Genomic DNA, 26854 nt, shown 5'->3' with positions numbered 1-26854 from the left:
TTTTTCCTAACTCCAAACAAATTCTCCGCTATCGCCGATCCAGCGATTAATGAGTTTTTGGCTTAATGCTTTATCATCGACAATCTTATTGGCGATCTCCGTTGCCTTTTCGATGAGATCTTGATGATGAAAAAGATCTGCCATTCTAAAGCGAAATTCGCCCGTTTGCCTTGTGCCGAAAATATCGCCGGAACCTCGTAGTTCAAAATCTTTTTCCGCAATTTCAAAGCCGTTATTCGTTGCTTGCATAATCTCTAAACGCTCCCGTGTCATATTAGAAAGGGGCGGGGAATAGATGAGAAGACAGAAGGAGGCTTTAGAGCCACGACCCACACGGCCACGAAGTTGATGAAGCTGGGATAATCCTAAACGCTCGGCATTTTCGATAATCATAATGGAAGCATTGGGCACATCTACGCCAACTTCAATCACGGTTGTCGCCACAAGAATATCGAGTTCATGAGCTTTAAACGATGCCATGATCGCTTCTTTTTCCGAAGATTTTTGTCTGCCATGCACTAAACCAATGCGCAGATGTGGCAATCTTTCGCAAAGATCGGCATAGGTAATTTCGGCAGCTTTTGCCGGCAATACTTCTGATTCTTCAATCAGCGTACAAACCCAGTAAACTTGCGTGCCTTCTTCACTCTGTGCTTTGATGCGTTCAATGACTTTATCGCGCGCTTTATCGCTGACAACGCTTGTGGTAATGGGAATACGATTCGGCGGATATTCATCGATCACAGAACTAGAAAGATCGGCATACATTGTCATTGCCAACGTTCTAGGGATGGGCGTTGCCGTCATCATGAGCTGATGCGGCGTAAAGCCTTTCGGCGCTTTCTTTTGCAGCGTTAAACGCTGTTCTACGCCAAAGCGATGTTGTTCATCAATAATCACAAGATTGAGCGCGGCATATTCCACACTTTCCTGAAATACGGCGTGGGTGCCGATAATAATGGAAACCTCGCCATTTTTTATCTTCTGCTGTGCCTCTCGCTTCTGTTTTTCTGTGAGTTTGCCGGTCAGTAAAATCGAGGAAATTCCTAATGGCGAAAACCATTTCTCAAGATTAATAAAGTGCTGCTCTGCCAATAGTTCTGTCGGCGCCATAAATACCGCTTGGAATCCTGATTTTGCGGCGTGAATCAAGGGCGCTGCAGCAACCACTGTTTTTCCTGATCCTACATCTCCTTGCACCAAGCGCATCATCGGCGTTTGGGATTGAATATCGTTTTCAATCTCTGAAATCACGCGGCTTTGCGCGTTTGTTAAGGTAAATGGGAGATTCTCTCTGAATTGTTGTAACGCTTTGGGCTCAAGATGAATGGGATCGGATTTTTCCTGATTAAAATGCTCTCGAGATTTTTTCAAAGCCACTTGATGTGCGACGATCTCTTCTAATGCCAAAATCTCTTGCACGGGATAATGTTTATTCTCTAAACGCTCGATATTCACATCTGTCGGCGGTTTATGAAGAAAGTAGAGCGCATCTTTCAGATTCACATCTTTGGATTCCAAAAATGCCGGGAAATGCTCCTCTTTTAGCTCTTGAAGGAGATTATCGATAAATCCTTGCATCTGTCTTTGAGTAATGCCGGCCGTGAGGGAATAGATCGGTGTCATGCGCTCTTCAAGTTCGGTATCTTTATCAATAAAGTTGAGAACTTCCGGATGACTCATTTCAAGACGATTCATGCCGTAGCGCACTTCACCATAACAACGTAGCGTTTTCAGTGCATCGAAGCGTTTAATCATATTGGTGTGAAAATTAAAAAAGCGAATTGCCAGTACGCCGGATTCATCTTTGAGCCAAACTACTAACGTTGGTCTTTTGCCGTGCGTCATCTCTTTTTTAAAGATTTCGCCTTCGACAATAGCAATTTGCGAGGGTTGAAGCTCGGCAATGGGCGTAATACGAGTACGATCTTGATAGCGAAAGGGCAGATGAAATAAGAGATCGAGATAATTCTTAATCCCCAATTTCTCTAATGTTTCTGCTGTTTTCGGACCAACGCCTTTGAGTTTTGTAATAGGTCTATTTTTTAAAGTTTCCACAATACAATTTAATTTTACCAATGATGATTACAAGATAGCGCATTTTGCCATGTTTAGTGGAGATTTCGAATCCTTTTTATAGGCGCTTTAGTCAGAAAAAACATTTGAAAACATATTTGCAAAGCCATTTGTGAATATTCTTTTTTAAGAAAGAGGTATTCATGGGCAGTTTTATTGAGGAGCTTTTTTAGAGATTGTTTATAGAAAATTTCTGTAGAAGTTTTAAAAAACATCTTCAGCAACGATGAAGAATCGATCAAAAAAACCCGAATATGATCGTAAATAAGAAAATAAATCATTTTTATTGTGTTTTTTTGTCAAAAACAATCGTTAAAAAGTTTATAAAATAGTCATTTATTGATCAATTATTGCTCAAAATATGTAATTAAAACGTCATAAAAAGAGCAACGAATTTGTCTTTCAGATATTGATATACGCAGTGTATGCGATATTTTAATGTTCTTAAACATTAGATTTAATGATGGTTATGAGCTTCTTGCAAAAAAAAAGGGAGTATGGATATACTGAATTTGAGTCGTTTATGAGGAGAACGACAAACAAATCCGACAACAACGAAAACAATATCAATGAGCGGATCTATAAAACAGTGTGAAATGCACGAAAAGCAAAAAGCTAAATAACAAACAGAATTTCGTAAAACTGAAACAATCCCGGCGATTATTGCGCCTAAATTGAATCAGTATAAAAAATAAGCATCACAAAAATAATAAGTACAAAAAAAGAAGTACAAAAACACAAAAATATAATAAGTAAAAAAGTGTAACCAAAGGAGGCTACATGAGCTGTTGTGACAACGACAAGCTAACAAAGGATGAGGTTTTTATTGTTCGCGATAAACCCCTTCCAAGCTTAACGATTGCGTTAATTCCAATCATTTCGATGATGGTTTTGTTATTCACAGGAATATTTGTATTTGGTGCAGAACCGCATATTCCCATATTACTGAGCGCCGTGATTGCCGGCATTGTGGCGATCTATTTAGGATATACATGGACAGAGATTGAAAAAGGCATTACTGCCGGCGTTGCATTGTCTGTTCAAGCATTATTAATTTTGATTATTTTAGGAACCTTAATCGCCACATGGCTTGCCGGCGGGATTGTTCCCACCATGATTTACTACGGTTTAAATATTCTTTCACCGGAATGGTTTTTACCTTTAGCAGTGATTATTACAAGCGCAGTTTCTTTAACGGCAGGCAATGCTTGGACAGCCGCAGGAACAGTTGGAATTGCCGTAATGGGCGTTGGAATTGTTTTGGGATATAGTCCGGCAATGGTTGCAGGCGCGGTGATCTCAGGTGCCTATTTTGGCGATAAGATATCTCCATTATCTGAAACGACGAATATGGCACCTGGCATTATCGGCGTGAATCTTTTCGAACACATTCGCTATATGCTCTACACAACGATTCCATCATGGGTTTTAACAATCATCATGTTCTTTATCTTAGGAATCTTCTTTAAAGCAGAATCGGGAGATATTTCAGACATCACGTTGTTGCAATCCCAGCTAAAAGAGATCTTCGTCATTACGCCGTGGTTGATTTTAGTGCCGGTTACAGTCCTTGGACTCATCATGTTTAGAGTGCCGGCAATTCCAGGATTAGTAATTGGATCGCTATTAGGAGGTGCCGTTGCATTCTTCGTTCAAGGCGAAACGATGACTTCCATTTTGAATATGACGATTGTGGGTTACGAGAAAGAAACGGGCAATGAGATGATCGATTATCTTCTCAACAACGGCGGCATGGAAGCGATGATGCCAACCGTGAGTCTTGTGATGCTCGCTATGAGTTTAGGCGGAATTTTAGAGTTAACTGGCGCATTAGAAACCATTGTGAATCGCTTATTAAGATTTGCATGTTCAACAGGAAGTTTAATTGCAACAACCGCAGCTTCATCAGTAACGGCAAACGTGATTGCATGCGACCAATACTTATCGATCTTATTGCCGGGAAGAATGTATGTTCAGGCTTATAAAGATCAAGGATTAGAGCTTAAAAACTTATCTAGAACTGTGGAAGATGCCGGAACAATGACGTCTTCACTTGTACCTTGGAATACATGTGGCGCCTTTATGGCAACCACATTAGGTGTTGCAACCATTGATTATGCACCCTTTGTCTTTATCGCTTTCTTAAGTCCTTTAGTTGCCATCATTTATGGATATACCGGCTACAAGATTGCAAGAGTGCCAAAGGCGGAGAGAACGGAAGGCGCTGTAGAACTCGATACATCAGGTTCTGTTCTAATTGATGCCAACCCAGCCTTAACAGTTGAAGATATGAGTCAGCATAAACCGGCTTAAAGATACCAAAAAGATACATTACTAAAATTGAAATATTGAATTAAAAATCAGAGCACAACGGAGAAGTAATAAGGAGATATAAGCCGACCCGAAGGGCGAAGAAAAAATTCCCATCGTTCACAGCAGCGAAGTTAAAAGATTAGAAAGACATTAGAAAAAATTAGAGTAGAAATTTAAACATAAAGAGTTATATCAGATCAAAAGGCTTGCTTAGACAAGCGCTAGATAAAAATCTAAGTAATCACAATAGGATATAACAACACATTATAAAGTAGATAAACCATTATCTCGGAAGATAGAAAGGAAAATTTTATGAGCAATAAGAATACTGAAGTTAGAGAATTTATTGGTAAAGTTTTAGGTTTAGTGGAGAAAGATTCTCTTACGAAAGAAGACGCAGCTTGGATTACTTCACAAACCATTGAAGGATTCAGAGAGAACGTTAACCCGGGATTTTTAGAGTATCGTAAAACAGTTACTGTAGATCAAGCATTTGCGGCGGTTGAATGGTCAGATGGTGGCAGTAAATTCACAGATGTGAACGGCAAAGAGTATATCGACTGCTTAGGCGGATTTGGAATTTATAACGTTGGGCACCGTAATCCTAAAGTTGTGAAAGCCGTGACAGATCAATTAAAACATCAAGCGCTTCATAGCCAAGATTTACTAGATCCACTTCGTGCAATGCTTGCAAAAGTGCTTGCAGAAATTACGCCTGGAGATTTGAAATATTCATTCTTCACAAACTCAGGAACAGAAACGGTAGAAGCAGCGCTTAAAGTTGCGAAATTCTACGCTTACAAAAACACAGGTGCGACAACTTTTATCTCAACAGTAGGCGCATTCCACGGTAAGAGCTTGGGTTCACTTGCAGGAACGGCGCGTGGAACATTCCGTAAGCCATTTATGTCTTTATTACAAGGTTTCAGACACGTTCCATACGGCGATATCGATATGATGCGTAAAACGTTTGAAGCATGTGCGGCAGTTTCAGAAGGCGTTGCCGGCGTAATCTTAGAGCCAATCCAAGGGGAAGGCGGCATCATCATTCCGCCAAAAGGATATTTACAAGCGGTTCGTGATCTTTGTGATGAATATGATGCGGTATTGATTTTCGATGAAGTACAAACAGGAATGGGACGTACAGGCACCATGTTCGCATGTGAAAGCGAAGGCGTGACACCAGATATTATCTGTTTAGCGAAAGCATTCGGCGGCGGTGTAATGCCGGCAGGTGCAATGGTTGCTTCTGAAAAAGTATTTAACCCAATGTTTGAAAACCCATTCATGCACACAACAACATTTGGTGGAAACCCATTAGCATGTGCGGCGGCATTAGCAACGATTGATGTATTACTTGAAGACAATCTTCCAGCACGTGCAGCTGAAGTGGGAGAGTATTTCTTAAATGGTCTTCGTGAAGCAGCGAAAGAGTACGGCGATAAAGTATTAGAGATTCGTGGACGTGGTTTAATGATCGGAATTGAATTCCATACAGATGAAATTGGTTATGAAGCTTCAAAAGGAATGTTTGATAAAGGTGTATTAGTTGCCGGAACCCTCATAAACTCGAAGACAATTCGTATTGAGCCACCATTAACAATTGATTATGAAGAAGTCGATTATGTGATTAACTCCTTCAAAGAAGTGTTAGCGGGAATCAAATAACGTTGAATTAAATATTCTGATAAGATCGATCTTAGGAGGATTTTTTATGAGGATGTATGTTGTTCACAGTATTGATCATATTATCCTTCTAAGAGCCGATCGTTGTTTTAAGATCATTTTAAATAATAATAGTTCATAATAAATAGCTGTCATGGAGATAGAAATGGTTAAAGAAATTTTAAACTACATTAATGGTGAATGGATTCAGCCTGATTCAGGAAAAGAAAACATTGTAATTAATCCGGCAAACCAAGAAGTGATTGGAAAAGGATTTCATTCATCAAAAGAACAAACAATTGCGGCAATTACAGTTGCAAAAGAAAACTTCGAAAGTGGTGTTTGGGCAGATAAATCTCCAAGAGACAGAGCTGACGTATTACTTGAAATTGCCGATAAAATTGATGCAAGAGCGGCAGAACTTGCAAGCCTTGATATGCAAGATAATGGAAAAATTCTCCCAGAAGCCGAAGGCGATGTGGCAGATGCTGCTTCTACATTCCGTTACTACGCAGGGTTAATTCGTGGTAATCAAGGAGAAGTGATTAACGCTTCTGAAGATTATCAATCCATGATCGTGCGTGAACCTGCCGGCGTGACAGGATTAATTGTTCCTTGGAACTACCCATTACTCATGAGCGTTTGGAAAATTGCACCGGCGCTTGCAGCTGGTAACTCCATTGTCTTCAAACCCGCAGAATTAACACCACTTTCATGTGTTGTATTATTTGAAATTTTCGACAGCATTGAAGGGCTTCCAAAAGGCACTATTAATATGGTGATGGGAGAAGGAAATGTTGTGGGTCAAACAATTTCAGAAAGTAATGATGTCGATTTAGTATCTTTCACCGGCAGTACAGCGGTTGGAAAGAAAATCATGAAAGCATCTGCAGATAGTAACTTAAAACGCGTGTCTTTAGAGCTTGGTGGAAAATCTCCTAATATCGTTTTTGCCGATACAGATTTAGATTTAGCAGTAGATTATGGTCTATTTGGAATCTTCTACGGTTCAGGACAAGTATGCTCCGCAGGAAGCCGTATTTTAGTAGAAGAATCGATCTATGATGATTATGTGAAACTCCTTGCTGAGAAAGCTGCGAAAATCAAAGTAGGACCAGGATCAGATCCAACATCAAACATGGGGCCGCTTGTGAGTGAAGTTCAGATGAATCGCGTGCTTGATTATATCGAAATCGGTAAAAAAGAAGGTGCAAAAGTGGCATTTGGTGGCGTTCGCTTAACAGAAGGCGCACTTGCAAACGGATTCTTCGTATCACCAACGATTTTTGTAGATGTTGAAAACGATATGCGTATCGTACAAGAAGAGATCTTCGGACCTGTTGTGACAGTACAAAAATTCAAAACAGAAGAGGAAGCAATTGCACTTGCAAACTCTACAGATTACGGTTTAGCGGGTGCAGTATTCTCGAAAGATGGTTCAAGAGCGCTTCGTGTGATCAAGAAAATTCGTTCAGGAATCACCTGGATTAATGATTATCACCCAACATTTATTGAAGCTCCGTGGGGCGGATATAAACAGAGCGGTATCGGTTTCAGCCTTGGAACGTACGGTTTAGAAGATTTCCAAGCTGTGAAGCAAATCAACATTCGCTTAAAACCAGAATCACCAGGTTGGTTCCCACAATAAGTTCCAAATTTATATATTATTGATAGTTAGAAGTTGTCAATGAAGTGAAAACCTCAAAGGTCGCAAGGCTTTTGGGGTTTTGTTGTATTTGAGAGAAGGAAAAGAGTAGGGAAGGGAATCATCGGTTTAAGGAAGTTTAATGGTAGAACAGAAGATGATTCATCGCTGGGTAGAAATCTTACATTCTTATTAATATCGCGCGCCAGCAGTATTGGTGCTTTTAGCTGTTTAAAGCGAAATATCGATATTTCCCCAAAAACAGGTCATTAGAAAGAAAAATGCAAAGAATCGTATAGTGAAATCGGCGTAAGGAAGTTTAATGGTAGAACAGAAGCTGATTCATCGATGGGACGAATGTTTGTATTCTTTATTCATATCGTGCGCCAGCAGTATCGGTGCTCTTTAGTTTTGTGGTTATTTAAATTGAGATATTGATATCGATATTTCCCCAAAAAGCGATTATAAGAACGAAACAAGAAAGAGAAACAAGAACGGAAACAAAAAAAGCGAGATTATTAAAATCTCGCTTTTCTTTGATACTTTATCTTATCTTGATATCAGATATTGATCTGATCTTTCAGATTAGATATTACCGATTGAGAGGTATTTTGTTTCGAGGTATGGTTGAATTCCTTCGATACCACCTTCTGAACCGATTCCGCTCTCTTTCATGCCGCCAAATGGTGCTTGTGCAGTACTTGGTAAACCGTCGTTCCAACCAAGGATACCGAAATCAAGGTTTTCTTGGAAGAAGATACCGCGTTTGTAGTTATCTGTGAAGAAGTACGCAGCTAAACCAAATGGTGTGTTATTTGCGATTTCAACAGCTTCTTCGTACGTTTTGAAAGTGACGATTGGCGCTACTGGTCCAAAAGTTTCTTCTTGCATGATGATCATATCGTGCGTTACGTTACCTAAAACTGTTGGGTTAATGAAGAAGTAACCTTTTTCATTACTGTGGTTTGTTGTACCACCAGCTAAAACAGTTGCACCTTTTGCTTTTGCGTCTTCGATTTGCTCAACAACTTTATCGAAACCTTTTTTGTTGATCACAGGACCAACATCAACGCCTGCATCCATACCGTTACCCACTTTAAGTGCACGCGCAGCAGCAGCAAATTTCTCGCTGAATTCAGCAGCAACACTTTCGTGTACTAAGAAACGGTTTGCACATACGCACGTTTGACCTGCGTTACGGAATTTAGAAGCAAGCGCTTGTGTTACTGCGTAATCAATGTCTGCATCTTCACAGATGATGAATGGCGCATGACCACCAAGTTCCATTGAAACACCTTTAACAGTCTCAGAGCTTTGTTTGATAAGAAGCTTACCAACTGGCGTTGAACCTGTGAAAGTGATTTTACGAACATAATCGCTACCTGTGAAAAGTGGACCAATATCCGCGCCTTTTCCGTTAACGATTTGTACAACGTCTTTAGGAATCCCTGCTTCATGAGCAAGTTCTACTAAACGGATCATTGTTAATGGTGTATCTTCAGCTGGTTTTACGATGAAAGTACAACCCGCTGCAAGTGCTGGACCTGCTTTACGTGTCATCATTGCCGCTGGGAAGTTCCATGGCGTGATTGCTGCAACTAAACCGATACCTTGTTGTGTTACAAAAAGGCGTTTAGAAGTTGTTGCCGCAGGAATTGAACGACCGTAAAGGCGTTTTGCTTCTTCAGCGTACCAAGTTAAGTAGCTAGCAGTGTAACCTACTTCACCAATTGACTCAGGAAGTGGTTTACCATTTTCTTTCGTCATGATTTCAGCAAGTTCTTGTTTATTTGCAAGAATTAACTCAGCCCATTTGTCTAAAAGCGCAGCACGCTCATAGGCAGTTGTTTTTGTGAAAGTTTTGAATGCTTCGTGTCCTGCTTTGAGTTTTGCATTTACAACATCTGCGTTATCCGCAGGAATTTCTGCAAGAACATCACCTGTTGCAGGATTCGTAACAATAATAAGTTCGCTCATTAATTTCTCCTTTTAATGAATATTGTGTTTTGAAGCATTCCCTAGTTCATGGTAATAACCATTGATTTATGCTTGTATGTGAATAAGTTTGAGGAAGTCCTCTAAGATCGTTCCTATCATAAAATAAAGCACCTTAAAAAGGTAGTAATTCGAAGAGAATCTCTAAGTAATTTTTCTGAAAGGAGAGATTGTTTCCGAGCGCTTTTTATGGAGCATTTAATGTTGTATGTTGCATGCAATTAATAACATTTTTTGACATTTCCTTCAAATATTAAAACTGAAATAGAATCTATCAGTTTGTATGCATTATATTTTTTGAGGGCGAAATAGATTGTGTCTTACTGAATAACTTTTAATAATGTTTACCTTTTTCGAGGAATAATCTGTGTTAGCTTAAATAGAGTAAATAAGTAACCATTTGTTTTATAAAGGTAATAAAAATGCGTACTAAAAGCACATATCAGCAACTGTTAAGCCTCATTTTGGGGATAGGATTGTTCACTATTTTAGGAAGTACTATGAGTTTTGCAGAATATCATCGAGAATTACATCAAGCCGTTTCCCAAAAAGATCATCAAAAGGTGGCGCTGATCCTGAAAGAGCCGGGAAATCTTGAATCGAGAGATCGCCAAGCAAGAACGCCTTTAATGCTCGCAACACAGCAAAATGATGTAAAAACCGCAAAATTGTTAATCGATGCCGGCGCAGATGTGAATGCAAAGGATCATATTCAAGATACGCCTTATCTTTTAGCCGGCGCACAAGGTTATAACGATATTTTAAAAATGACGTTAGAAAATGGTGCAAATATTCAAGATATCAATCGTTACGGCGGTACAACGATTATTCCGGCAGCGGAAAAAGGGCATTTAGAAACAGTGAAGATTCTGTTAGATGCGGGATTAGATCCTAATCATATTAATAATCTCGGTTGGACAGCACTGATGGAAGCCGTGATTTTAGGCAATGGTTCAAAACTCTATGTGGATATTGTGGAAACTTTAATTCAAGGCGGTGCAGATCCCAATATTGCTGATAAAAAAGGCGTTACAGCATTGACTCATGCGCAGGCAAGAAATGATAGGGAAATGATCAAGCTATTACAAAAGTATGGTGCGAAATAATCAGTGGTAGAGAACAGAAAGACATTAGAAATCTATTAGAAAGCGATTTTAAGAAGGGATCTTATAAGATCCCTTTTTTATTGCGGTGAAAGACGGCATAATTGCTCTTTTATTGATGATTAAGAGAGATAATTACCATGCGCTGGGAAAATGAACGCCGAAGTCAAAATGTAGAAGATCGCCGAGGACAACGAAATCAACCAAATCGTAGAAGTGGCGGAAGAAGTGCCGGAATTCCCATGCAACTGAAAGGTAAAAGTGGACTTGCGATTTTAGTCATTATTATTGCCGCAGGATATTTTGGTTTTGATTTAACACCAATCTTAAATGGCGAGCTTCCTTTAGGGCAAACGCAAACAGTGCCCTACAAGGAAACTCGTGAAGAAGCCGAAATGGCGGCATTTACTTCTGTGGCTTTGGCGAAAACAGAAGATCTGTGGATTCCTCGTTTTAGAGAGAATCAGATGCGTTATCGTGAGCCGACTTTAGTGATTTATAACAGCGTAACGAATACCGCTTGCGGTTACGGCGAATCGGCAATGGGACCTTTCTATTGTCCTGCTGATGAGAAAGTCTATCTTGATCTCAGCTTCTACCAAGATATGAAGCAAAACTTAGGTGGCGGAGGCGATTTCGCACAAGGATATGTGATCGCTCATGAAGTCGGGCATCACGTTCAAAACTTATTAGGAATTAGCACCAAAGTCCGTCAAGAACAAGCAAGAATGAGCAAGGTTCAAGCGAATAAGTTATCGGTAAAACTTGAGCTACAAGCCGATTGCTTTGCCGGCATTTGGGGAAAATCTATTGAAGATCAAAATTTATTAGAGAAAAATGATATTGCCGAAGCCATGAATACGGCAGCAGCAATTGGCGATGATCGTTTACAGAAGCAATCTCGCGGTGTTGTGGTGCCGGATAGCTTTACACACGGCACTTCTAAAGAGCGACAAGAATGGTTCATGCGAGGATTTAATAGCGGTTCAATAGCCGCTTGCGATACGTTTTCAGCGCGTTAAAAGCGTTTGTACACACGTATGATTCAATGTTCTTTGAAAAATGAATAATATTAGATAGATGAATAGACAGAATGAATTGTTAAAGCAACAATAGAAATTTTCACAGACGTCATCTCAGACGTAATATTTCGTAAAAATTCTGTTATATTGATTTCTAAATTAAGTATGAAACGATATAAAACTCACTCTATAAAATTGTAGAAATTCATTTTGATACAGCATGAATTTTTATCTAAGTCGGAGCAAATAGATATGAACAATCCTTTGAAAAAAACGTTATTGGTGGCGGGATCGGCACTGTTTTTAGCCGCATGTCAGCCAAATGGACCAGATGTGGAAGCGCTTAAGAAATTAAGAACGGCGGATTCCGGCATTGAAATTACCAATAGCCGTATTAAATCTGTTTCTCCGATTAATGACACATTATCGATTTACGATATTGAAGGAATGTTTAAATATCGTGATGGACGTTATCAATATTTGACAAATTTTGGCGATATTCAAATTTACACGCCGTTAAATGGGGAAGATTCAGAACCGTTTAACTCCACCGTGATTGCTTCTGAAGAGAAGGGCAATTGGAACATTGTGGAGGAAAATCTCCCGAAATTTGTCGGCATTTGGGATAATTCGCAATCTGTTTTAACGCATACGGCGCTATTTGCCAATAGCAAAGAAGCGATGCCGGGATTCTATCAACAAGCCGATGGTACGTTGATGGCGCTGAATGATAAAGCGCTCGATAAACATGTGAAAAATCTTATTAAGCAATATGAGCGTGATCTGCAAAAAAATGTGGAATTAGATGCAAATTTTGAAATCTTAACGAAAGACTTAGCAGGGTTAGCAAGCGATATCGAGAAAGATACGAAGAAAGAACTTAGTGCTGAAAAGTTAAGTGGCAAGGAATTAGACGCTCGTTTACAAGCATCATTGCCGGCAGCCCTTGAAGCGAATGCTTCTTATCAAACGATCTTTGCGGAAAAAGCGCATGTAGAAGCAGAAATTAAAGAACTACATCAATCCATGCCAAAGCTTTGGGCAGTAACGCAGTGCTATGACACGAGCTATCGTTTTTACGGCAGAATCTGTAATCAGCTGACGAAAGTGAACGATAAACTATTGCCGGAAATCAGCTATCAAAATCGTCCTGATGCGGATGCGAAATATCTGCAACAATAATAAGAGCAGTGATCTTATTCATAGAATAAAAATTGTGTATTAATCGCTTTTTTTGTAAAAGATGTTCATTCAATAAAACCTCAGCCCTTGAAAGCTGAGGTTTTTGTTTGGGAAGATGGAAAGAAGGCTACCTTTGTCATAAATAAGCATTATAATAGTGACCATATTGAGCGTGATGAAAGCCATTTGAAAGCGTTTTCATCCTTTCGTAACCCGTTTTATTTTACATTTTAAGGTATTCATTCAATGTCTATAGAAGCCGTTCAAACGCTAGCAAAAGATGATTTCGCTGCAGTAAATCAGAAGATTTTATCTGCTCTTCATTCCGATGTCGTGTTGATCAATCAAGTGGGACAATATATTGTTTCATCCGGTGGAAAGCGCATTAGACCATTGATTACGCTTCTTGCGGCGCGTGCTGCGGGTTATCAAGGCGAAGGGCATATTACGGCAGCAGCGCTCATTGAATTTATTCATACGGCAACGTTACTTCATGATGATGTTGTTGATCATTCTGATATGCGCCGTGGCCGTGAAACAGCGAATGAACTTTGGGGCAATGAAGCGGCGGTATTAGTCGGCGACTTTATCTATACTCGTTCCTTCCAAATGATGGTGAGCCTGAATTCAATGGATATCATGAATGTTCTTTCAGATGCAACGAACATCATTGCCGAAGGCGAAGTGATGCAATTGATGAATATCGGCGATCCAGATACAACGGAAGAGAATTACATGAACGTGATCTATTCCAAAACGGCGAAACTCTTTGAAGCATCAGGTGCAACTGCCGGCATTTTAACAAGAGAAGCGGGCGGAGAAGATTTCGCTGAAGCGCTTGCGACTTACGGCATGTATTTAGGAACGGCATTCCAACTTGTCGATGATATTTTAGATTATTCTGCAAGTAGCGAAGAGATGGGCAAAAACACCGGCGATGACTTAGCCGAAGGTAAGCCAACATTACCACTAATCTACGCAATGCGTGCAGGAACAGCGGAAGAAGCGGAATTGATTAAAGATGCATTAGTGAATGCCGACATCTCAAAACTCGCATCAATCTTAGAAGTCGTTGAACGCACAAAATCATTAGATTACACGCATAACGTTGCGGTAAAACAAGCAGAATTAGCCATCGAAGCCTTAAACCCGCTTCCTGAATCGCCATATAAAGAAGCGCTAAAAACATTAGCAAATTATGCGGTAATTCGTAAACACTAATGAATTATTAGATTGCCGGCATTTCTCGGTATTTACCGGAATCTCAGGTTAGTGGCAGATTGAAAAGGATAGTGAATTCACTATCCTTTTTCATTGCTGGGAATAAACTTGCCGGCAAGTTTTCTGTAAGAGGGATTTCTTTCTCAAAAGGAGGCTGATTTATCGCTGGGGCGAATATTTGCAGTTTTTTGTCAATCTTGTGCCAGCAGGATTCGTGCTTTTTAGAGTTTTAAGTAAAACGAAATGACCAACTGCGGGCGAGTGATTGATAGAAGTATGCACGCATTCCCTCCCGCCGTGGTTCTGCTGCAAATGGTATAAAACGACAAAATGACAAAACGATTAACAGCCATTAATCTAAAATCCCTTTCAAAATGCTATTTAAAACTTTATTGACAAAAGTAGTATCAAAAACCACAGATACAAACGATAATTAATAGATCGAATAATGATGCTTTGAAAAGAGGAATCTCATGGGAAAATCTCGGCGTAGAACGGAAAAGTGGTTTAATCGTCTTCTGTGGTTAATTGCGATCTTATTTGCTTCCTTTTTAATTGGCTTAGGTGGCAAAATTATTCAGGATTTGCCGTTGATGAGCGAGCCGTTAGTGATGCGGGATTTCTATCCTGAACCGGCATATGAGAATACCGATAAGACGCTTAATAAGCTCATTCAAGAGCAAGAAATCTTGCGTCAAGAAGCCTCGATTTTGAGTGAACAAGTTGCGCTTGAGAGATTGAATTATCAAAATCGCAAAGATGTCTTTGAGAACTGGCTTAAAACTCGTACCGCAACCTTAGATCCTGAAAGAGATTCTGAGCTTATTACTCGTACCGAACAATTAGAACTTCTGAAAAATAGCGTTTCTGTGGTGGAAGCGAAATATTCAGAATTGCAGATTTCCTTACAACAATATAATCATCAAATTTCAGAAGTTCGTTCGCAAATCTACAATTTAGAAACAGAAGCATCAAATGATTATTACAAGGCTTATGAGAAATCTCAGCTCTATGAATTTCTCATTCGACTAGCCATTACTTTGCCGTTATTGCTGTTTGCAACGTGGTTATTTGTGAAACGCCGGAAAGGGAAATATTGGCCTTTCAGTTGGGGTTTTATCTTCTTTGCGATGTTCGCTTTCTTCTTTGAATTAGTGCCGTATCTTCCCAGTTACGGCGGTTATGTTCGGTTTGGTGTGGGAATTATCGTGACCGGCGCCGGCGGATATTATGCGATTCGAGGATTTAATCGCTATCGGGAAAGACAAAAAGCGGAAGAATCCGTCAGCGATAATGAACGCCGAAAGATGCTCAATTACAGTTTTGTTTTACAGCGCATTGATAAATCGCTCTGTCCATCTTGCGAAAGAGGCATTAACTATCGAAATCCGGCAATTGATTACTGCCCACATTGCGGTATTAATCTTTTCCAACGCTGTTCGCATTGTCATGTTCGTAAAAATGCGTTTCTCAATTTTTGTGCTTCATGTGGCAAGAAAGATGCCAATAGCGTTGTTGATGAATAGGTATGAATGAAATATCAAACAAATCAAAACAAGCCAAATCAAAAACAGATAAGAAGTCATTAGATAAATTAAATAGTAAAAATAGAACGATATAAATTAAAGGGAGTTATTAAATGAGTGATGTTGGCTTTAAGCTAAAAGGCACAAGGCATAAGGAATATGCAGTTCTGCTGGCGATTGCGGTCATTAGTTTTGACCTGTTTTTTGGTGGTACAAAATCGACGCCGTTTTTGATTGTGATTAACCTCATTTCGCTTGTGGCAATTCTCTATAGCGCATTTAGTGTGGTAAGACATGCGGATATTTTCGCTCATAGATTGGGAGAGCCTTACGGCTCGCTGATTTTGAGTTTGTCGGTAGTCATTTTAGAAGTAAGCTTAATTACGGCGGTAATGTCCTCAAGCACCGATCTTGCGCCGGGAGAAGTGGATCCTTACGCAACGTTAATGCGAGATACGCTCTATTCATTAATTATGCTTGTGATCAGTGGATTTGTCGGCGTTGCGCTTCTGCTTGGCGGACGTAAATTTAAAACGCAACACGTGAATCTTGCCGGCGTTACGCAATATACGACGGCGATTATTCCACTCGTTTTGGTGGTTTTGATCGTGCCGAGCTTTATGACCGGCGGAACGTATAGTAGCGGACAGCTGATTTTTGTGGCGATGTTATCGGCATCTCTTTATGCCGTTTTCCTTGTGATTCAGACAAGAACGCATCAAAGCCTGTTCATTTATGAGCATGAAGACCGAGATCAGCACGATCAAGGCGTGCCTTCTAAGCATTCTAATTTATGGCATGGAATTTGGCTTGTGATTCATTTAGTGTCGGTTGTGGCGATTACAAAAGTGGATTCAATGCCGTTAGAATCGCTCTTAACCAACCTCAATGCGCCAAAAGCATTAACGGGATTAATCGTCGCAATCCTCATCTTTGCACCAGAAGGATTGGGCGCAATGCGCGCAGTTTTACGTAATGATTTGCAACGAGCAGTGAATATGTTTTTCGGCTCGGTATTAGCGACGATTTCTCTCACGGTTCCGGCAGTTGTAATGATCTCGCTGATGACAGGACACGAAATCATTCTAGGTTTACCGATCACAGATGTGGTACTTCTCGCTGGACTATTCGTTCTCTGCCAAGCAACCTTTGATAGCGGAAGAACCAACAAAGTCGATGGCGTTGCACATTTAGTGATTTTCGGCGCGTATTTGATGTTGTTGCTGGGAAGTTAAGGTGATAGTCATTTCTGTTTAATCATCTTAAAAGGATCAATACCGCTGGCACGAGATTTTGAAAAGCATGCAAGCATTCGAACCAACTATGCATCAGCTGATATTGCCATAATGAAAGATTTTTAAATCGATTCCACTATAAAAAAGGGACTTCAGTAATGTCATTGAAGTCCTTTTTTATGTCTGTTGATAATGTTCTTTAAAAGTTCTCTAAAACCCAAATCCACCCATAATGAGTGGAATGGTAATAATGGATAACAGCGTGCTCCAAGTAATCATCGAAGCCATTGCATCGGAATCTCCGCCCATTTGTCTTGAGAGAATATAGGCATTGCCGGCAGATGGCATGGTTGCAAAGAGAAGGGCAACGCCGGCGGGAATGCCGGAGATATTAAAGCAGTAGAGAAATAGAATGGTTAAGAATGGCAAAATGAGAAGCTTCAGAACGATGGCTAAGCAGACACCGCTGAGTTTCTTCATATCCATCATAATGATTAATCCCGCACCAACTGCCATTAAACTCAACGGTGTTGCGGAGCTTCCGAGATAAAACATCCACTGTTTTATAGGACCTGAAAATGAGATCTGAAAAAAGTTAGCGATTAATCCTAATAGCGCGCCGACAATCAACGGGTTTTTAAATAACGCAATAATAATGCCGATGAAGCTCTTTTTGCCACTCGGGTTATTGCCGTAAATATTCAAAACCATAATGCAGAGAATATTGATGATGATAATCATATATGCCATGAAAACACCGGCAATCACAATGCCGGCACTACCAAATAACGATTGGGAAAGTGCTAAAAATACATAAGAGTTATAGCGAGTTCCACCTTGAAAGATGGAAGTGAACAGCGTGTTTTCGATAGTAAAAAATCGCTTAATCACAAAAGCGAGTCCACTCACAGCTAATGTCGCGAGAAAGGTCGCCATCAGCGCACCGAATAATCCCGGCTGATCAAAATTTGCTTTTGAAATCTCTAAAATCAGTAATATCGGAAAAAAGAGATAATAGACTAATCCTTCAATCCCTTTCCAAAGCTCATGGCTTGGAAGTAGACGTTTCGCAATAAAGCCCGTCATCACAAGCCCAAAGATGGGAATTACAGAAAGAAGTGTTTCAAACATAGCAAAATACCTGCAAAGAAAATATCTACAAAGAGAATCTATCAACGTATGAGTGAATATAGCGTATAAAATGGGTTATTACTCTAATTGCTATAAGGAAAGCTGAATTGTGATTGAAAGAAGCATCTCCTTAAAGTTTCCTTAAAGTATAAAATTTTGATTTATTTATAAAAAACCTCATTTTTGATCGGAATGAGGTTTTGATGAAAATAGGGATTAAAGCTTTAGCTGAGATTCTCTACAGCGTTATCTGCCACTTTTTATTTTGAGCCACATACGTGTAATCGCTTTTTGTGCCGGCATTGAATAAGGGCGTTTAATGTGAGTATTCTCTAAAGATTCTTCAGATGGAAAGAGAATCGGATTATCTCTTAATTCTGAGTTTAGGAATTCAAAAGAAGCTTCATTGGCTGTAGGGAACATGATCTTATTCGAAGCTCTTGCACTATTTTGAGCATCCAGCATGAAATTGATAAATTCATAGGCTTCATCTACGTTTTGCGCATTTTTTAAAATGACCATTTCATCAAACCAAACGATAGAACCTTCTTTTGGAATGGCATATTGAATATCATTATCACGACCGGCTTCAATAGCGCTATTTTTCGCAATAAAGAAATCTCCAGACCAACCTAATGCAAGGCAAATATCGCCATTTGCAACAGCGCTGATATATTCTGAAGAATGGAATTTCTTAATATACGGGCGAATTTCTGCCATCATTTTTTCAACATTCGCCAAATCCTCTTTTGAGGTAGATTCTGGATCTTGTCCTAAATACATGTTGAGGATCGGTACTGTTTCTGCGGGGCTATCGAGCATATAAATCCCACATTCAGCAATCTGTTTTGCATATTGAGGATCAAGCATTATGGCTAATGAATCCATTGGCGCATCGGGTGCGATTTCAGCAATTTTCTTTGCATCAAAGCCAATACCGGTCGTTCCCCAGAAATAAGGAATCGCATAATCATTAATTCCTTCAAAGGTATTGAGCATCTCTAAAGCTTTCGGCCAAAGATTTTTGTAGTTGGGGATTTTATTCAGATCAAGCTTTAGAAGTTGATCCGCTTCCATCAAATAGGTTACGGCAAAATCAGAAGGTACCACGATGTCATAACCAGAATTGCCGGTAAGCGTTTTCGCTAATAATGTCTGATTGCTATCAAATGCATCACTGATTACACGAATGCCGGTTTGTTCGGTAAATTCAGCAATGAGCTCTTTATCAATATAAGAAACCCAATTATAAATTTTAAGTTCTCGCTGTTTTTCTTGCGCTATAGAAATGGATGTAGAGAGTTGGAAAATGGCGGAAAACGCAATAAATGCACTAAAAAGACGAATGAAACCCATTATGAAAAACCTCCTAAAGTATGTGAAAGAGGGAATAAAATCCTTATTTTTATAAATCGTATCTTAAATCACATCAGATAAAGAAATTTATAAAAATAGAATAGGAAAAATGATCACATTTCTAAATACTTGTTTAAGATTTGAAATTCATTGTCACTTTAATGGATAAGAAAAGGAGCATTAAAGGATTGTAATACAGTATTTTAACTTATTGAAAGGAAAGGAGTTCAATGGAGTTTAGTGACATTCATTGAAGCCTGATGAATTTGTAAACTTATAAGTTTGTAATTTACTTATATAAATAATATAAGTAAGAAAATATGAGTTGGGAAATCTTAAACGGTGATCTCTGTTTTTTTTAAATCTTTTAAATAATTTTTCATAAATATTTTAAAAATCTATTCGTGTTTTTAACATAAAAAAGAGAGATAAGGAAATTTTACGGCATTTTAGGATATTTCGAGCGCTGGAATCATTATGAAATCGTAAGGATATTGATCGCCCTCAAAAGGAACTTGCCGAGAAAAATTATATCTCTTATACTCTGAGCTTATTGTTATTCCCCTAGAGGTGCTGTTGAAAACAGCTGAGATTGAAGTGTAACTTCGGGACTCTTATGACCTGATCTAGTTAATACTAGCGGAGGAAAGTGGCGAATCGTTACGATACAAATTTGACACTTGTGCTGTGCGTCTCACTTTCTCTGCAATGGAGAATATATGACTATTTTACACGCAGTGACTCGTGATCTTCCCGATATCCCTGATGATAACTTCGTTCTGATGATCGAAGCGATATTGCCGTATGTGGATTTTGTTCAGCTTCGGGAAAAATCTCGTTCGAGCCGAGCGCTGGGATTATTGATTGAGCGCATTGCCGAAAAAGGGCTTTCGCTTGAGAAGTTTATTATCAATGATCGAGCTGATATCGCCCATGCTTACGGCATTCCAAGAACTCATTTAACTGAAAAAAGCTTAAACCTTTCTAGGTTGCAAGATGCGTTTCCGGCAATGAAGTTCGGTCGATCGTTTCATTCTTTGCGAGCCATTGAAAGAGAATTACCAAAATATGATTATGGCTATTTAGGGCATATTTTCCGAACCAGTGAGAAGAGCTATCCTGCGCTCGGCATAGATGTTTTAAAAGAAGCCGGCGAAATTGCCACCCAAAATGGTGGAAAGCTCATTGCTATCGGCGGAATCAATAGCGAAAGCATTGCGGAAGTTCTCCCTTTTGTTGCCGGCACAGCGATAATGTCGGCACTGTTTCCTGTCACAAATCATCAGTTCGATATTGAACTTGGTCGTTCTCGTGCGAAGTTATTGCGAGAAAAAATGGATGAGTATTGTGGGAAGAATTCTCGGTAGAAAAATGGAAATAGATTGGGATTGAGATTGGAATACTAAAAAGGCTGATTAATGGCGGGAGAGAATGCTTGCATGCTTTTAGTAATCAAGCGCCCGCAATGAAAGATCAGTTTTTTAATCGTAGATTTTTAGCGTATTTTTTGGAAAATCTTGAAGAATCGAAGCATTTAAAGATTGAAAAATAGTTCAAAAATTCAGATCGAAAAAAACAGACATTCCATTATTTAAAGGAGTTGAATAATGATGAATATTATTGTGAATGGCGAGCCGTTAGAGCTAGCAATATCAATTGATACCGTAGGAAAATTGATAGCGCATTTGGAGCTTACCAAACGCCGATTTTTTATCGTAGAGAAAAATCGTGAAGTCGTAAAAAAGGAAGATTATGCGACAACCATTATTGGTTCGGGTGATCAGTTTGAAATCGTACATTTTGTAGGTGGTGGTTAATATGACGTTAAAAATAGGAAATTTTGAATTTAATTCACGTCTGTTTTTGGGAACAGGGAAGTATCGTAATTTTGAAGAGCAGAAAGGTGCCGTAGAAGCGAGTGAAACGGAAGTGCTCACATTTGCGGTGCGCCGTATGAATATCTTTGATGAAAATCAGCCGGATTTATTGGAAGCGTTAGACCTTTCAAAATATAAATTATTGCCGAATACTGCTGGTGCAAATACCGCAGAAGAAGCGGTAAGAACGGCGAAGCTTGCACATGCTTCAGGGCTTTGCGACATGATCAAAGTAGAAATTATTGGTTGCCCGAAAACATTGTTACCAGATCCTGTGGAAACGCTTCGTGCCACAGAAATGCTCTTAGCGGAAGGCATGACGGTGTTAGTTTATACTTCCGATGATGTGGTGCTTGCTCGCCGATTGCAGGAGCTTGGTTGCCACGCAATTATGCCGGGCGCTTCGCCGATTGGAAGCGGGCTTGGGATTATTAATCCCATCAATCTTCGCCATATTATTGAGCAAGCAACCGTGCCGGTGATCGTTGATGCCGGACTTGGAAGTCCGAAGGATGCGGCATTTGCAATGGAACTTGGCGCCGATGGCGTATTGATGAATAGTGCGGTTGCGTATAGTGAAGATCCGATCAAAATGAGTTTAGCGATGAATCTTGCCACAAAGGCAGGGCGCTTATCGTATGAAGCTAAACGCATGCCGATTAAAACTACGGCAACAGCAAGTAGTCCATTAACAGGATTAATCACAAGCTGATTATTGGATGAATAGAACGATATTGACCTTCAAAAAACTCGGCGTTATCTATTAATGCTGAGTTTTGAGGAATGATGTCAGAGATGACGTAATAAGAGCTGATGCGTGGCTGGATCGAAAGCTTGCATTCTTCTGAATATCCCGCGCCAGCGAGAATCGTCCTTTTGAGATTTTTAAACCGAAATGATGGTATCTATTCAGAAGCACATTTTTGCGAAATAGTTTCATGTTGAGAAGCGAGATTCTCTTCATGCGGGCGCTTGATTGATAAAATCTTGCAAGCATTCGAGCCAGCGATAATTCAACTTCTGTTTATCAATGAGTTTTCTTAAATTGATTTTATGATATTAGAGCTGATGTGTGGCGGGAGGGAAAGTTTGCATGTTTTTCACAAGAGCGTGCCCGCAGAACATCGCTTCATCATTGTTAGCTTTAAAATTGTATTCCTTATTCCACCATATTAAATAAAAACTCTTTAAATAAGGATTTTTCATGGAAACTTATCATGGATATATTTAACGATCGTTATAGCCGGTTAGCGAGATTTCATAAGATCGGTAATGCCGGCGTTCAAGCATTTCAGAATGCGAAAGTCGTAATTTTAGGTTGTGGTGCTTTGGGTTCGCAACATGCGGAAACATTAGCAAGAGCCGGATTTGGAACGCTGACATTGATTGATCGGGATTTTGTGGAAGCTTCAAACTTACAACGGCAAACGCTCTTTACTGAACAAGATGCAAAATGTTCTCTGCCAAAAGTGATTGCGCTGAAAAATCATTTAGAAGCCATTAATTCCGGCATTGAGATTCATACACATATTGCCGATGTTTCATCGGATAATATTGAGAGCTTGATTCAGGGGCATGATCTATTACTTGATGGCACGGATAATTTAACGCTTCGAATGTTGATCAATGATGCGTGTTATAAGCTAAAAATGCCGTGGATTTTCGGAACGGCGCTTGAAAGTTACGGCATGAGTTATAACTTTAATTTCCCAAATAAAGAAGGCAAACCCGCGAAGCCTTGTCTGCGCTGTGTTTTAGGATCATTGCCGTTAGAAAGACAAGATAGTTGCAGTTCTGTGGGCGTGATTCAGCCTATTTTGCAAATCATCTCCGGCATTCAAACGAGTGAAGCGATGAAGTTTTTCGCCGAATCTTCTTTAACGAAAATACCGGCAATGAGAGAATCATTAGTCACGCTCGATCTGTGGGATTTTCATCTGCAAAATGTTCAGCTAGAAAAACTCAAAGACCCTGATTGCCCAACATGCGGAAAGCACCCGACATTCCCTGATCTTCATGTGAAAACTCGAGAAGCACAACGGCTTTGCGGGAATGGTTCTGTGATGATTCGAGAAGTGGAGCCATTAGATCTTCTGCAAATTAAGGAAAAGCTCGAAAATGCCGGTATTCGTTATCAATATAATGATTACTTTCTTAATATCCATTTGGAGAACAATCGTGTGATTCTGTTTCATGATGGCAGAGGGATTGTCTATGATGTGGCAGATATTGAATCTGCGGTAAAGATTTATGAATCATTGGTGTGATGGATGATTCATAAACATTAATCGAAAAATGATGAGAGTTTTAGGATAGAAAAATTTTGAATAAGAAAATCCCCAAAAGAACTGCTTTTGGGGATCTTTTTTAGATTTTAATCAATCTACACTTTAAGAAAAGTGCTAGGAGTTTCATCATTTTGATGAAAACTTTTTTGAAAATAACTGTAAAACTAACAAAGTGTAAAGCACTTATTAAAATTAAACATATTGTAATTAAACCTAGTAACAAAAATTTATAAAGGTGCATCGTAAAATGGGTACTACCTTTTGTTACAACATCAATAAAACGACAATGGAGAGTTTCACTAGAAAAAATGAAACTTACAACTAACATCTAAAACTCATGCCATTTAACGATTACAACACTTCATAAGACGGTTTCTAATAAAAATAAAAGATCCTCCTTGTTATGAAGTAGAAAATTACTTTGTATAAACTAACAATCGACCTCGATAAGCTTCGTGATTCACAGGTTCTGTTAATTGAACATGCTTTTCGAGGGTGAAGCCATATTGCTCCATCGCTCTTGTAAAATGGTTGTGATAACCTCGGCGAGGATCAATAATCCAAACTGTACAATCTTGATCTGAAAATTTATCAATGAGTTCCGCAACTTCAAGTGCGGCGTTAGGTTCGTAGAGTACATCGCTTGCAATAATGTGTTGAAAGGTGCCAGTTAAAAGTGGCGCGTTTGTATCATCAAGTGAAGGGATGGGAACATCGCCCCATTGCGAATGTTTAAACCGTATTGTTGGTAAATTATTAATCAGAGTATTCTTCGCTAGAAATTTTCCGGCAAGCGGATGTCGATCGCTAGCGGTAATGTCATACCCCATGGATTTTGCTGTTAGGCTTGCAATTCCAAGTCCACAGCCAATTTCAAGAATTTTATGTTCTTTAGGAATCGGATACTTCAATAATTTAAGCGCTAGTTGAATGCTAGAAGGCCAAAGCATTCCGAATATCGGCCATGCAGCGCTACAAATGCCGAGTCGTTCTGCTTTTTGGGTTGGATCGTAAAACTGCTGTTGGTTTAAAAGAGATTTAATCGTGAAAACAAGACCAGCATGAATTTCTACAGATTGCCGCTTGGTTTCATATAGGGAATTATTCATGTAGTAATTAGTGTGAACAAAAACTCCTAAGTTGCCAATGGTTTATTTAATATCTCAAAGTATTGTCTAGAAATCTACTTTTAATTTTTAATTTACGGTTAAATATTTTTATTATTAATGATTTGTCATAAATATTTAGTATGTTAGTTGTTTTTACATATGTTTATTGGTTTTGAGGGTTTATTTTATCTCATTGATTAAAAAGGGGTAATTGCTGATCTGTGGTTGTTTTGGGAATTAGGGAAGAAGCAGGTGTGATATTTTCGCGCAATTAATTTAGAAATTTTAAGATAGAAATTATGATGAATTATTTTTAAATTAACCAAATTTAATAAGTTTTTATGACAAAAATTCATCTTGATAAGGATAAGTTTAAGGATCTCTTAAGATTGTAAATCTACTATTAACATCAATAATATTATAATTGTTATTATTTCAAATATTAATAAGAGTTGTATGTATTGATAGGTTACTGATTGGAATGGCATAAACCTGCAATAGAGCAAGGTTTTATCATGATTGTATGTATTGATGAATCATAAAGCTTTTCATAACAAACAATAAAAAGAGTCAAAATTATGAGTAGAGAGAAAAAAATTATCTGGGGCGTTCTACTGTTTTCCATTTTGTTATGGGCAATGGATTCGGTATTTGCATATTCAGCGAGCGATTGGAGTATTTGGTTATGGCGGAAAGAATTGATTAATCTTACCGGCGTAATCATCTTAATATCGATGAGCTTGATTATGCTCTTAGCCATTCGCTCGAAATTTTTGGAAAAGATTTTCCATGGGCTCGATAAAACTTATTATGTACATAAATGGTTGGGGATTATCGCCATACTTGCGGTTGTGCTGCATTATGGAATTAAGCTGAGTAAGGGAATGTTACAAACCTTCTTCGAAAAAGGGCCAAAAGTTCCGAGTAGTAAACTGATGATGCTGGAAGATTATCGAGATTTTGCGAAGGATTTGGGGGAAATTTACTTTTATCTCTTTGTCGCAATGCTTGTAATTACATTGATTCACCGCATTCCTTATCGAATTTGGCGCGTGATTCATAAAGTAATGCCGATTCTATTTCTAGGCGCAATCTTTCACGGCATTGTGTTAGCGCCGGCGAGATATTGGCAAGAACCTGTCGGAATCGTCTTTATGATCTTGATTGCGTTCGGTTGTTATGCTTCGATTGTTTCTCTGTTTGGATTGATTGGGAAAAAGAGACAATTCACGGCAACGATTACAAAAATGAAACAAGAGGAAGATATTTCTGTCGTCACTTGTCAACTGAATCAGGATTGGAAGCATCAAGCAGGGCAATATGCTTTTGTGCAGCATGAAGGTTCGAAAGAGAAGCATCCTTTTACTATTGCATCAGTTGTGAATCAAAACCAAGAGATTCGATTTGCCATTAAAGCGTTAGGGCATTACACGAGGAAAATCCCGAAAGAATGGAAAGCCGGCGATCACATCACTATTGAAGGACCTTACGGAGAATTCCTATTTGAAAACTCGCCACTTGCTTCCACTCACAAACAGATTTGGATTGCCGGAGGCGTGGGAATTACACCATTTGTAGCTTGGCTAGAATCTTTAGAAGGACAGCAATTATCCCAGAATATTACGCTCTACTATTGTGTAAATTATTTAGAAGAATGTTTAGTGCCGGAATATCTCGAAAAGCTCGCAAAATCGAGTGGCATTACGCTAAAAATTCATTGTAGCGATCAGAAAGGGTTTTTAAATCCTGAAAGCTTAACGCTTGATAAAGATACTTCCATTTGGTTCTGCGGACCTTCGGCATTTGCCCAAAAGATCGAGAAAACCATGCGCCGGAAAGGTTTATCGGTGCCGAAGCAGTTTCATCGAGAGTATTTTAATATGCGTTAGAAATGTGTTAGAAATGCGTTAAAAATTTCCTCGAAAATAGCCATTAGAAGAAAGCCGTAAAACAATAGGATGGCAGATTCAAATACGAAGCGCAACAAGTACGTTTTTGACCAAATACTCATAAGGTGTTAAATATCCTAACACCTTTCGAGGTCTATTATTTAGTAGATCTTCCACATATTGAACTGCTTGCGGATCAAGGTTATCTAAACGTTGATTTT

General features: G+C 39.1%; 19 protein-coding genes and 1 riboswitch. Of the genes, 14 read left to right on the top strand and 5 right to left on the bottom strand.

Translation table 11 applies throughout. The annotated features are described in order from the left end of the window. Positions 1 to 6 precede the first annotated feature (6 nt). A complete protein-coding gene (gene recG / locus ACYSN2_RS08090) occupies positions 7 to 2058 on the bottom strand; it encodes an ATP-dependent DNA helicase RecG (RefSeq protein WP_461749746.1) in 2052 nt (683 codons plus the stop codon). Between the two features lie 798 nt (positions 2059 to 2856). Here recG and nhaC point away from each other — a divergent pair. From nhaC to ACYSN2_RS08075, 3 genes are all read left to right on the top strand, one after another. Then, positions 2857 to 4389 carry a Na+/H+ antiporter NhaC gene (gene nhaC, locus ACYSN2_RS08085; RefSeq protein ID WP_461749745.1) on the top strand — a complete coding sequence of 511 codons (1533 nt, stop codon included), beginning with the start codon at positions 2857 to 2859 and terminating at the stop codon, positions 4387 to 4389. Between the two features lie 312 nt (positions 4390 to 4701). Continuing rightward, positions 4702 to 6057: a putrescine aminotransferase gene (locus ACYSN2_RS08080; protein ID WP_461749744.1), complete on the top strand. Its 1356-nt coding sequence runs from the start codon at positions 4702 to 4704 to the stop codon at positions 6055 to 6057. Positions 6058 to 6220: 163 nt separating this feature from the next. Continuing rightward, complete coding sequence (locus ACYSN2_RS08075) at positions 6221 to 7702, top strand: aldehyde dehydrogenase family protein (protein ID WP_461749743.1); 1482 nt, start codon at positions 6221 to 6223, stop codon at positions 7700 to 7702. A gap of 582 nt (positions 7703 to 8284) precedes the next feature. Here the strand turns inward: ACYSN2_RS08075 and ACYSN2_RS08070 are convergent. Then, entirely contained in the window at positions 8285 to 9676 is a 1392-nt protein-coding gene (locus ACYSN2_RS08070; protein ID WP_461749742.1) for an NAD-dependent succinate-semialdehyde dehydrogenase, read from the bottom strand. A 440-nt stretch (positions 9677 to 10116) separates the two neighbouring features. On the opposite strand from ACYSN2_RS08070, the gene ACYSN2_RS08065 reads away from it, so the two are divergent. The 6 genes from ACYSN2_RS08065 (at position 10117) to ACYSN2_RS08040 (ending at position 16983) form a co-directional block, all read left to right on the top strand. Next, positions 10117 to 10800, top strand: a complete 684-nt coding sequence (locus tag ACYSN2_RS08065) for an ankyrin repeat domain-containing protein (RefSeq protein ID WP_461749741.1) — start codon at positions 10117 to 10119, stop codon at positions 10798 to 10800. A 137-nt stretch (positions 10801 to 10937) separates the two neighbouring features. Beyond that, on the top strand, positions 10938 to 11819 hold the full coding sequence (ypfJ, locus tag ACYSN2_RS08060) for a KPN_02809 family neutral zinc metallopeptidase (protein WP_461749740.1): 882 nt from the start codon (positions 10938 to 10940) through the stop codon (positions 11817 to 11819). A 252-nt stretch (positions 11820 to 12071) separates the two neighbouring features. Further along, entirely contained in the window at positions 12072 to 13001 is a 930-nt protein-coding gene (locus ACYSN2_RS08055; protein ID WP_461749739.1) for a hypothetical protein, read from the top strand. 246 nt (positions 13002 to 13247) lie between these two features. Further along, positions 13248 to 14222, top strand: a complete 975-nt coding sequence (gene ispB / locus ACYSN2_RS08050) for an octaprenyl diphosphate synthase (protein ID WP_461749738.1) — start codon at positions 13248 to 13250, stop codon at positions 14220 to 14222. 473 nt (positions 14223 to 14695) lie between these two features. Continuing rightward, entirely contained in the window at positions 14696 to 15748 is a 1053-nt protein-coding gene (locus ACYSN2_RS08045; RefSeq protein WP_461749737.1) for a serine endopeptidase, read from the top strand. A 113-nt stretch (positions 15749 to 15861) separates the two neighbouring features. Continuing rightward, positions 15862 to 16983, top strand: a complete 1122-nt coding sequence (locus ACYSN2_RS08040) for a sodium-potassium/proton antiporter ChaA (RefSeq protein WP_461749736.1) — start codon at positions 15862 to 15864, stop codon at positions 16981 to 16983. Positions 16984 to 17193: 210 nt separating this feature from the next. On the opposite strand, the gene ACYSN2_RS08035 is transcribed toward ACYSN2_RS08040, so the two are convergent. Together ACYSN2_RS08035 and ACYSN2_RS08030 are read right to left on the bottom strand one after the other, a co-directional pair. Continuing rightward, the gene (locus ACYSN2_RS08035; RefSeq protein ID WP_461749735.1) at positions 17194 to 18114 is read right to left on the bottom strand and encodes an AEC family transporter; all 921 of its coding nucleotides are present in this window, start codon (positions 18112 to 18114) and stop codon (positions 17194 to 17196) included. Positions 18115 to 18360: 246 nt separating this feature from the next. Next, positions 18361 to 19470: an extracellular solute-binding protein gene (locus ACYSN2_RS08030; RefSeq protein ID WP_461749734.1), complete on the bottom strand. Its 1110-nt coding sequence runs from the start codon at positions 19468 to 19470 to the stop codon at positions 18361 to 18363. 556 nt (positions 19471 to 20026) lie between these two features. Beyond that, a riboswitch (TPP riboswitch) is annotated at positions 20027 to 20135 on the top strand. A 54-nt stretch (positions 20136 to 20189) separates the two neighbouring features. Here ACYSN2_RS08030 and ACYSN2_RS08025 point away from each other — a divergent pair. From ACYSN2_RS08025 to ACYSN2_RS08010, 4 genes are all read left to right on the top strand, one after another. Continuing rightward, positions 20190 to 20837: a thiamine phosphate synthase gene (locus ACYSN2_RS08025; protein WP_461749733.1), complete on the top strand. Its 648-nt coding sequence runs from the start codon at positions 20190 to 20192 to the stop codon at positions 20835 to 20837. A 240-nt stretch (positions 20838 to 21077) separates the two neighbouring features. Beyond that, positions 21078 to 21287 carry a sulfur carrier protein ThiS gene (gene thiS / locus ACYSN2_RS08020; RefSeq protein WP_461749732.1) on the top strand — a complete coding sequence of 70 codons (210 nt, stop codon included), beginning with the start codon at positions 21078 to 21080 and terminating at the stop codon, positions 21285 to 21287. Position 21288: 1 nt separating this feature from the next. After that, positions 21289 to 22059, top strand: a complete 771-nt coding sequence (locus ACYSN2_RS08015) for a thiazole synthase (RefSeq protein WP_461749731.1) — start codon at positions 21289 to 21291, stop codon at positions 22057 to 22059. A gap of 505 nt (positions 22060 to 22564) precedes the next feature. Then, positions 22565 to 23614 carry a ThiF family adenylyltransferase gene (locus tag ACYSN2_RS08010; RefSeq protein ID WP_461749730.1) on the top strand — a complete coding sequence of 350 codons (1050 nt, stop codon included), beginning with the start codon at positions 22565 to 22567 and terminating at the stop codon, positions 23612 to 23614. A gap of 437 nt (positions 23615 to 24051) precedes the next feature. Here ACYSN2_RS08010 and ACYSN2_RS08005 read toward each other — a convergent pair whose 3' ends face one another. Beyond that, positions 24052 to 24744, bottom strand: a complete 693-nt coding sequence (locus ACYSN2_RS08005; RefSeq protein WP_461749729.1) for a class I SAM-dependent methyltransferase — start codon at positions 24742 to 24744, stop codon at positions 24052 to 24054. 578 nt (positions 24745 to 25322) lie between these two features. Here ACYSN2_RS08005 and ACYSN2_RS08000 point away from each other — a divergent pair. After that, the gene (locus tag ACYSN2_RS08000; protein ID WP_461749728.1) at positions 25323 to 26633 is read left to right on the top strand and encodes a ferredoxin reductase family protein; all 1311 of its coding nucleotides are present in this window, start codon (positions 25323 to 25325) and stop codon (positions 26631 to 26633) included. Positions 26634 to 26854 lie beyond the last annotated feature (221 nt).

The sequence above is a fragment of the Ignatzschineria sp. LJL83 genome, assembly GCF_054871845.1.
The sequence above is the reverse complement of the archived record's forward strand: the minus strand, read 5'-3'. Positions and strand labels throughout refer to the sequence as shown.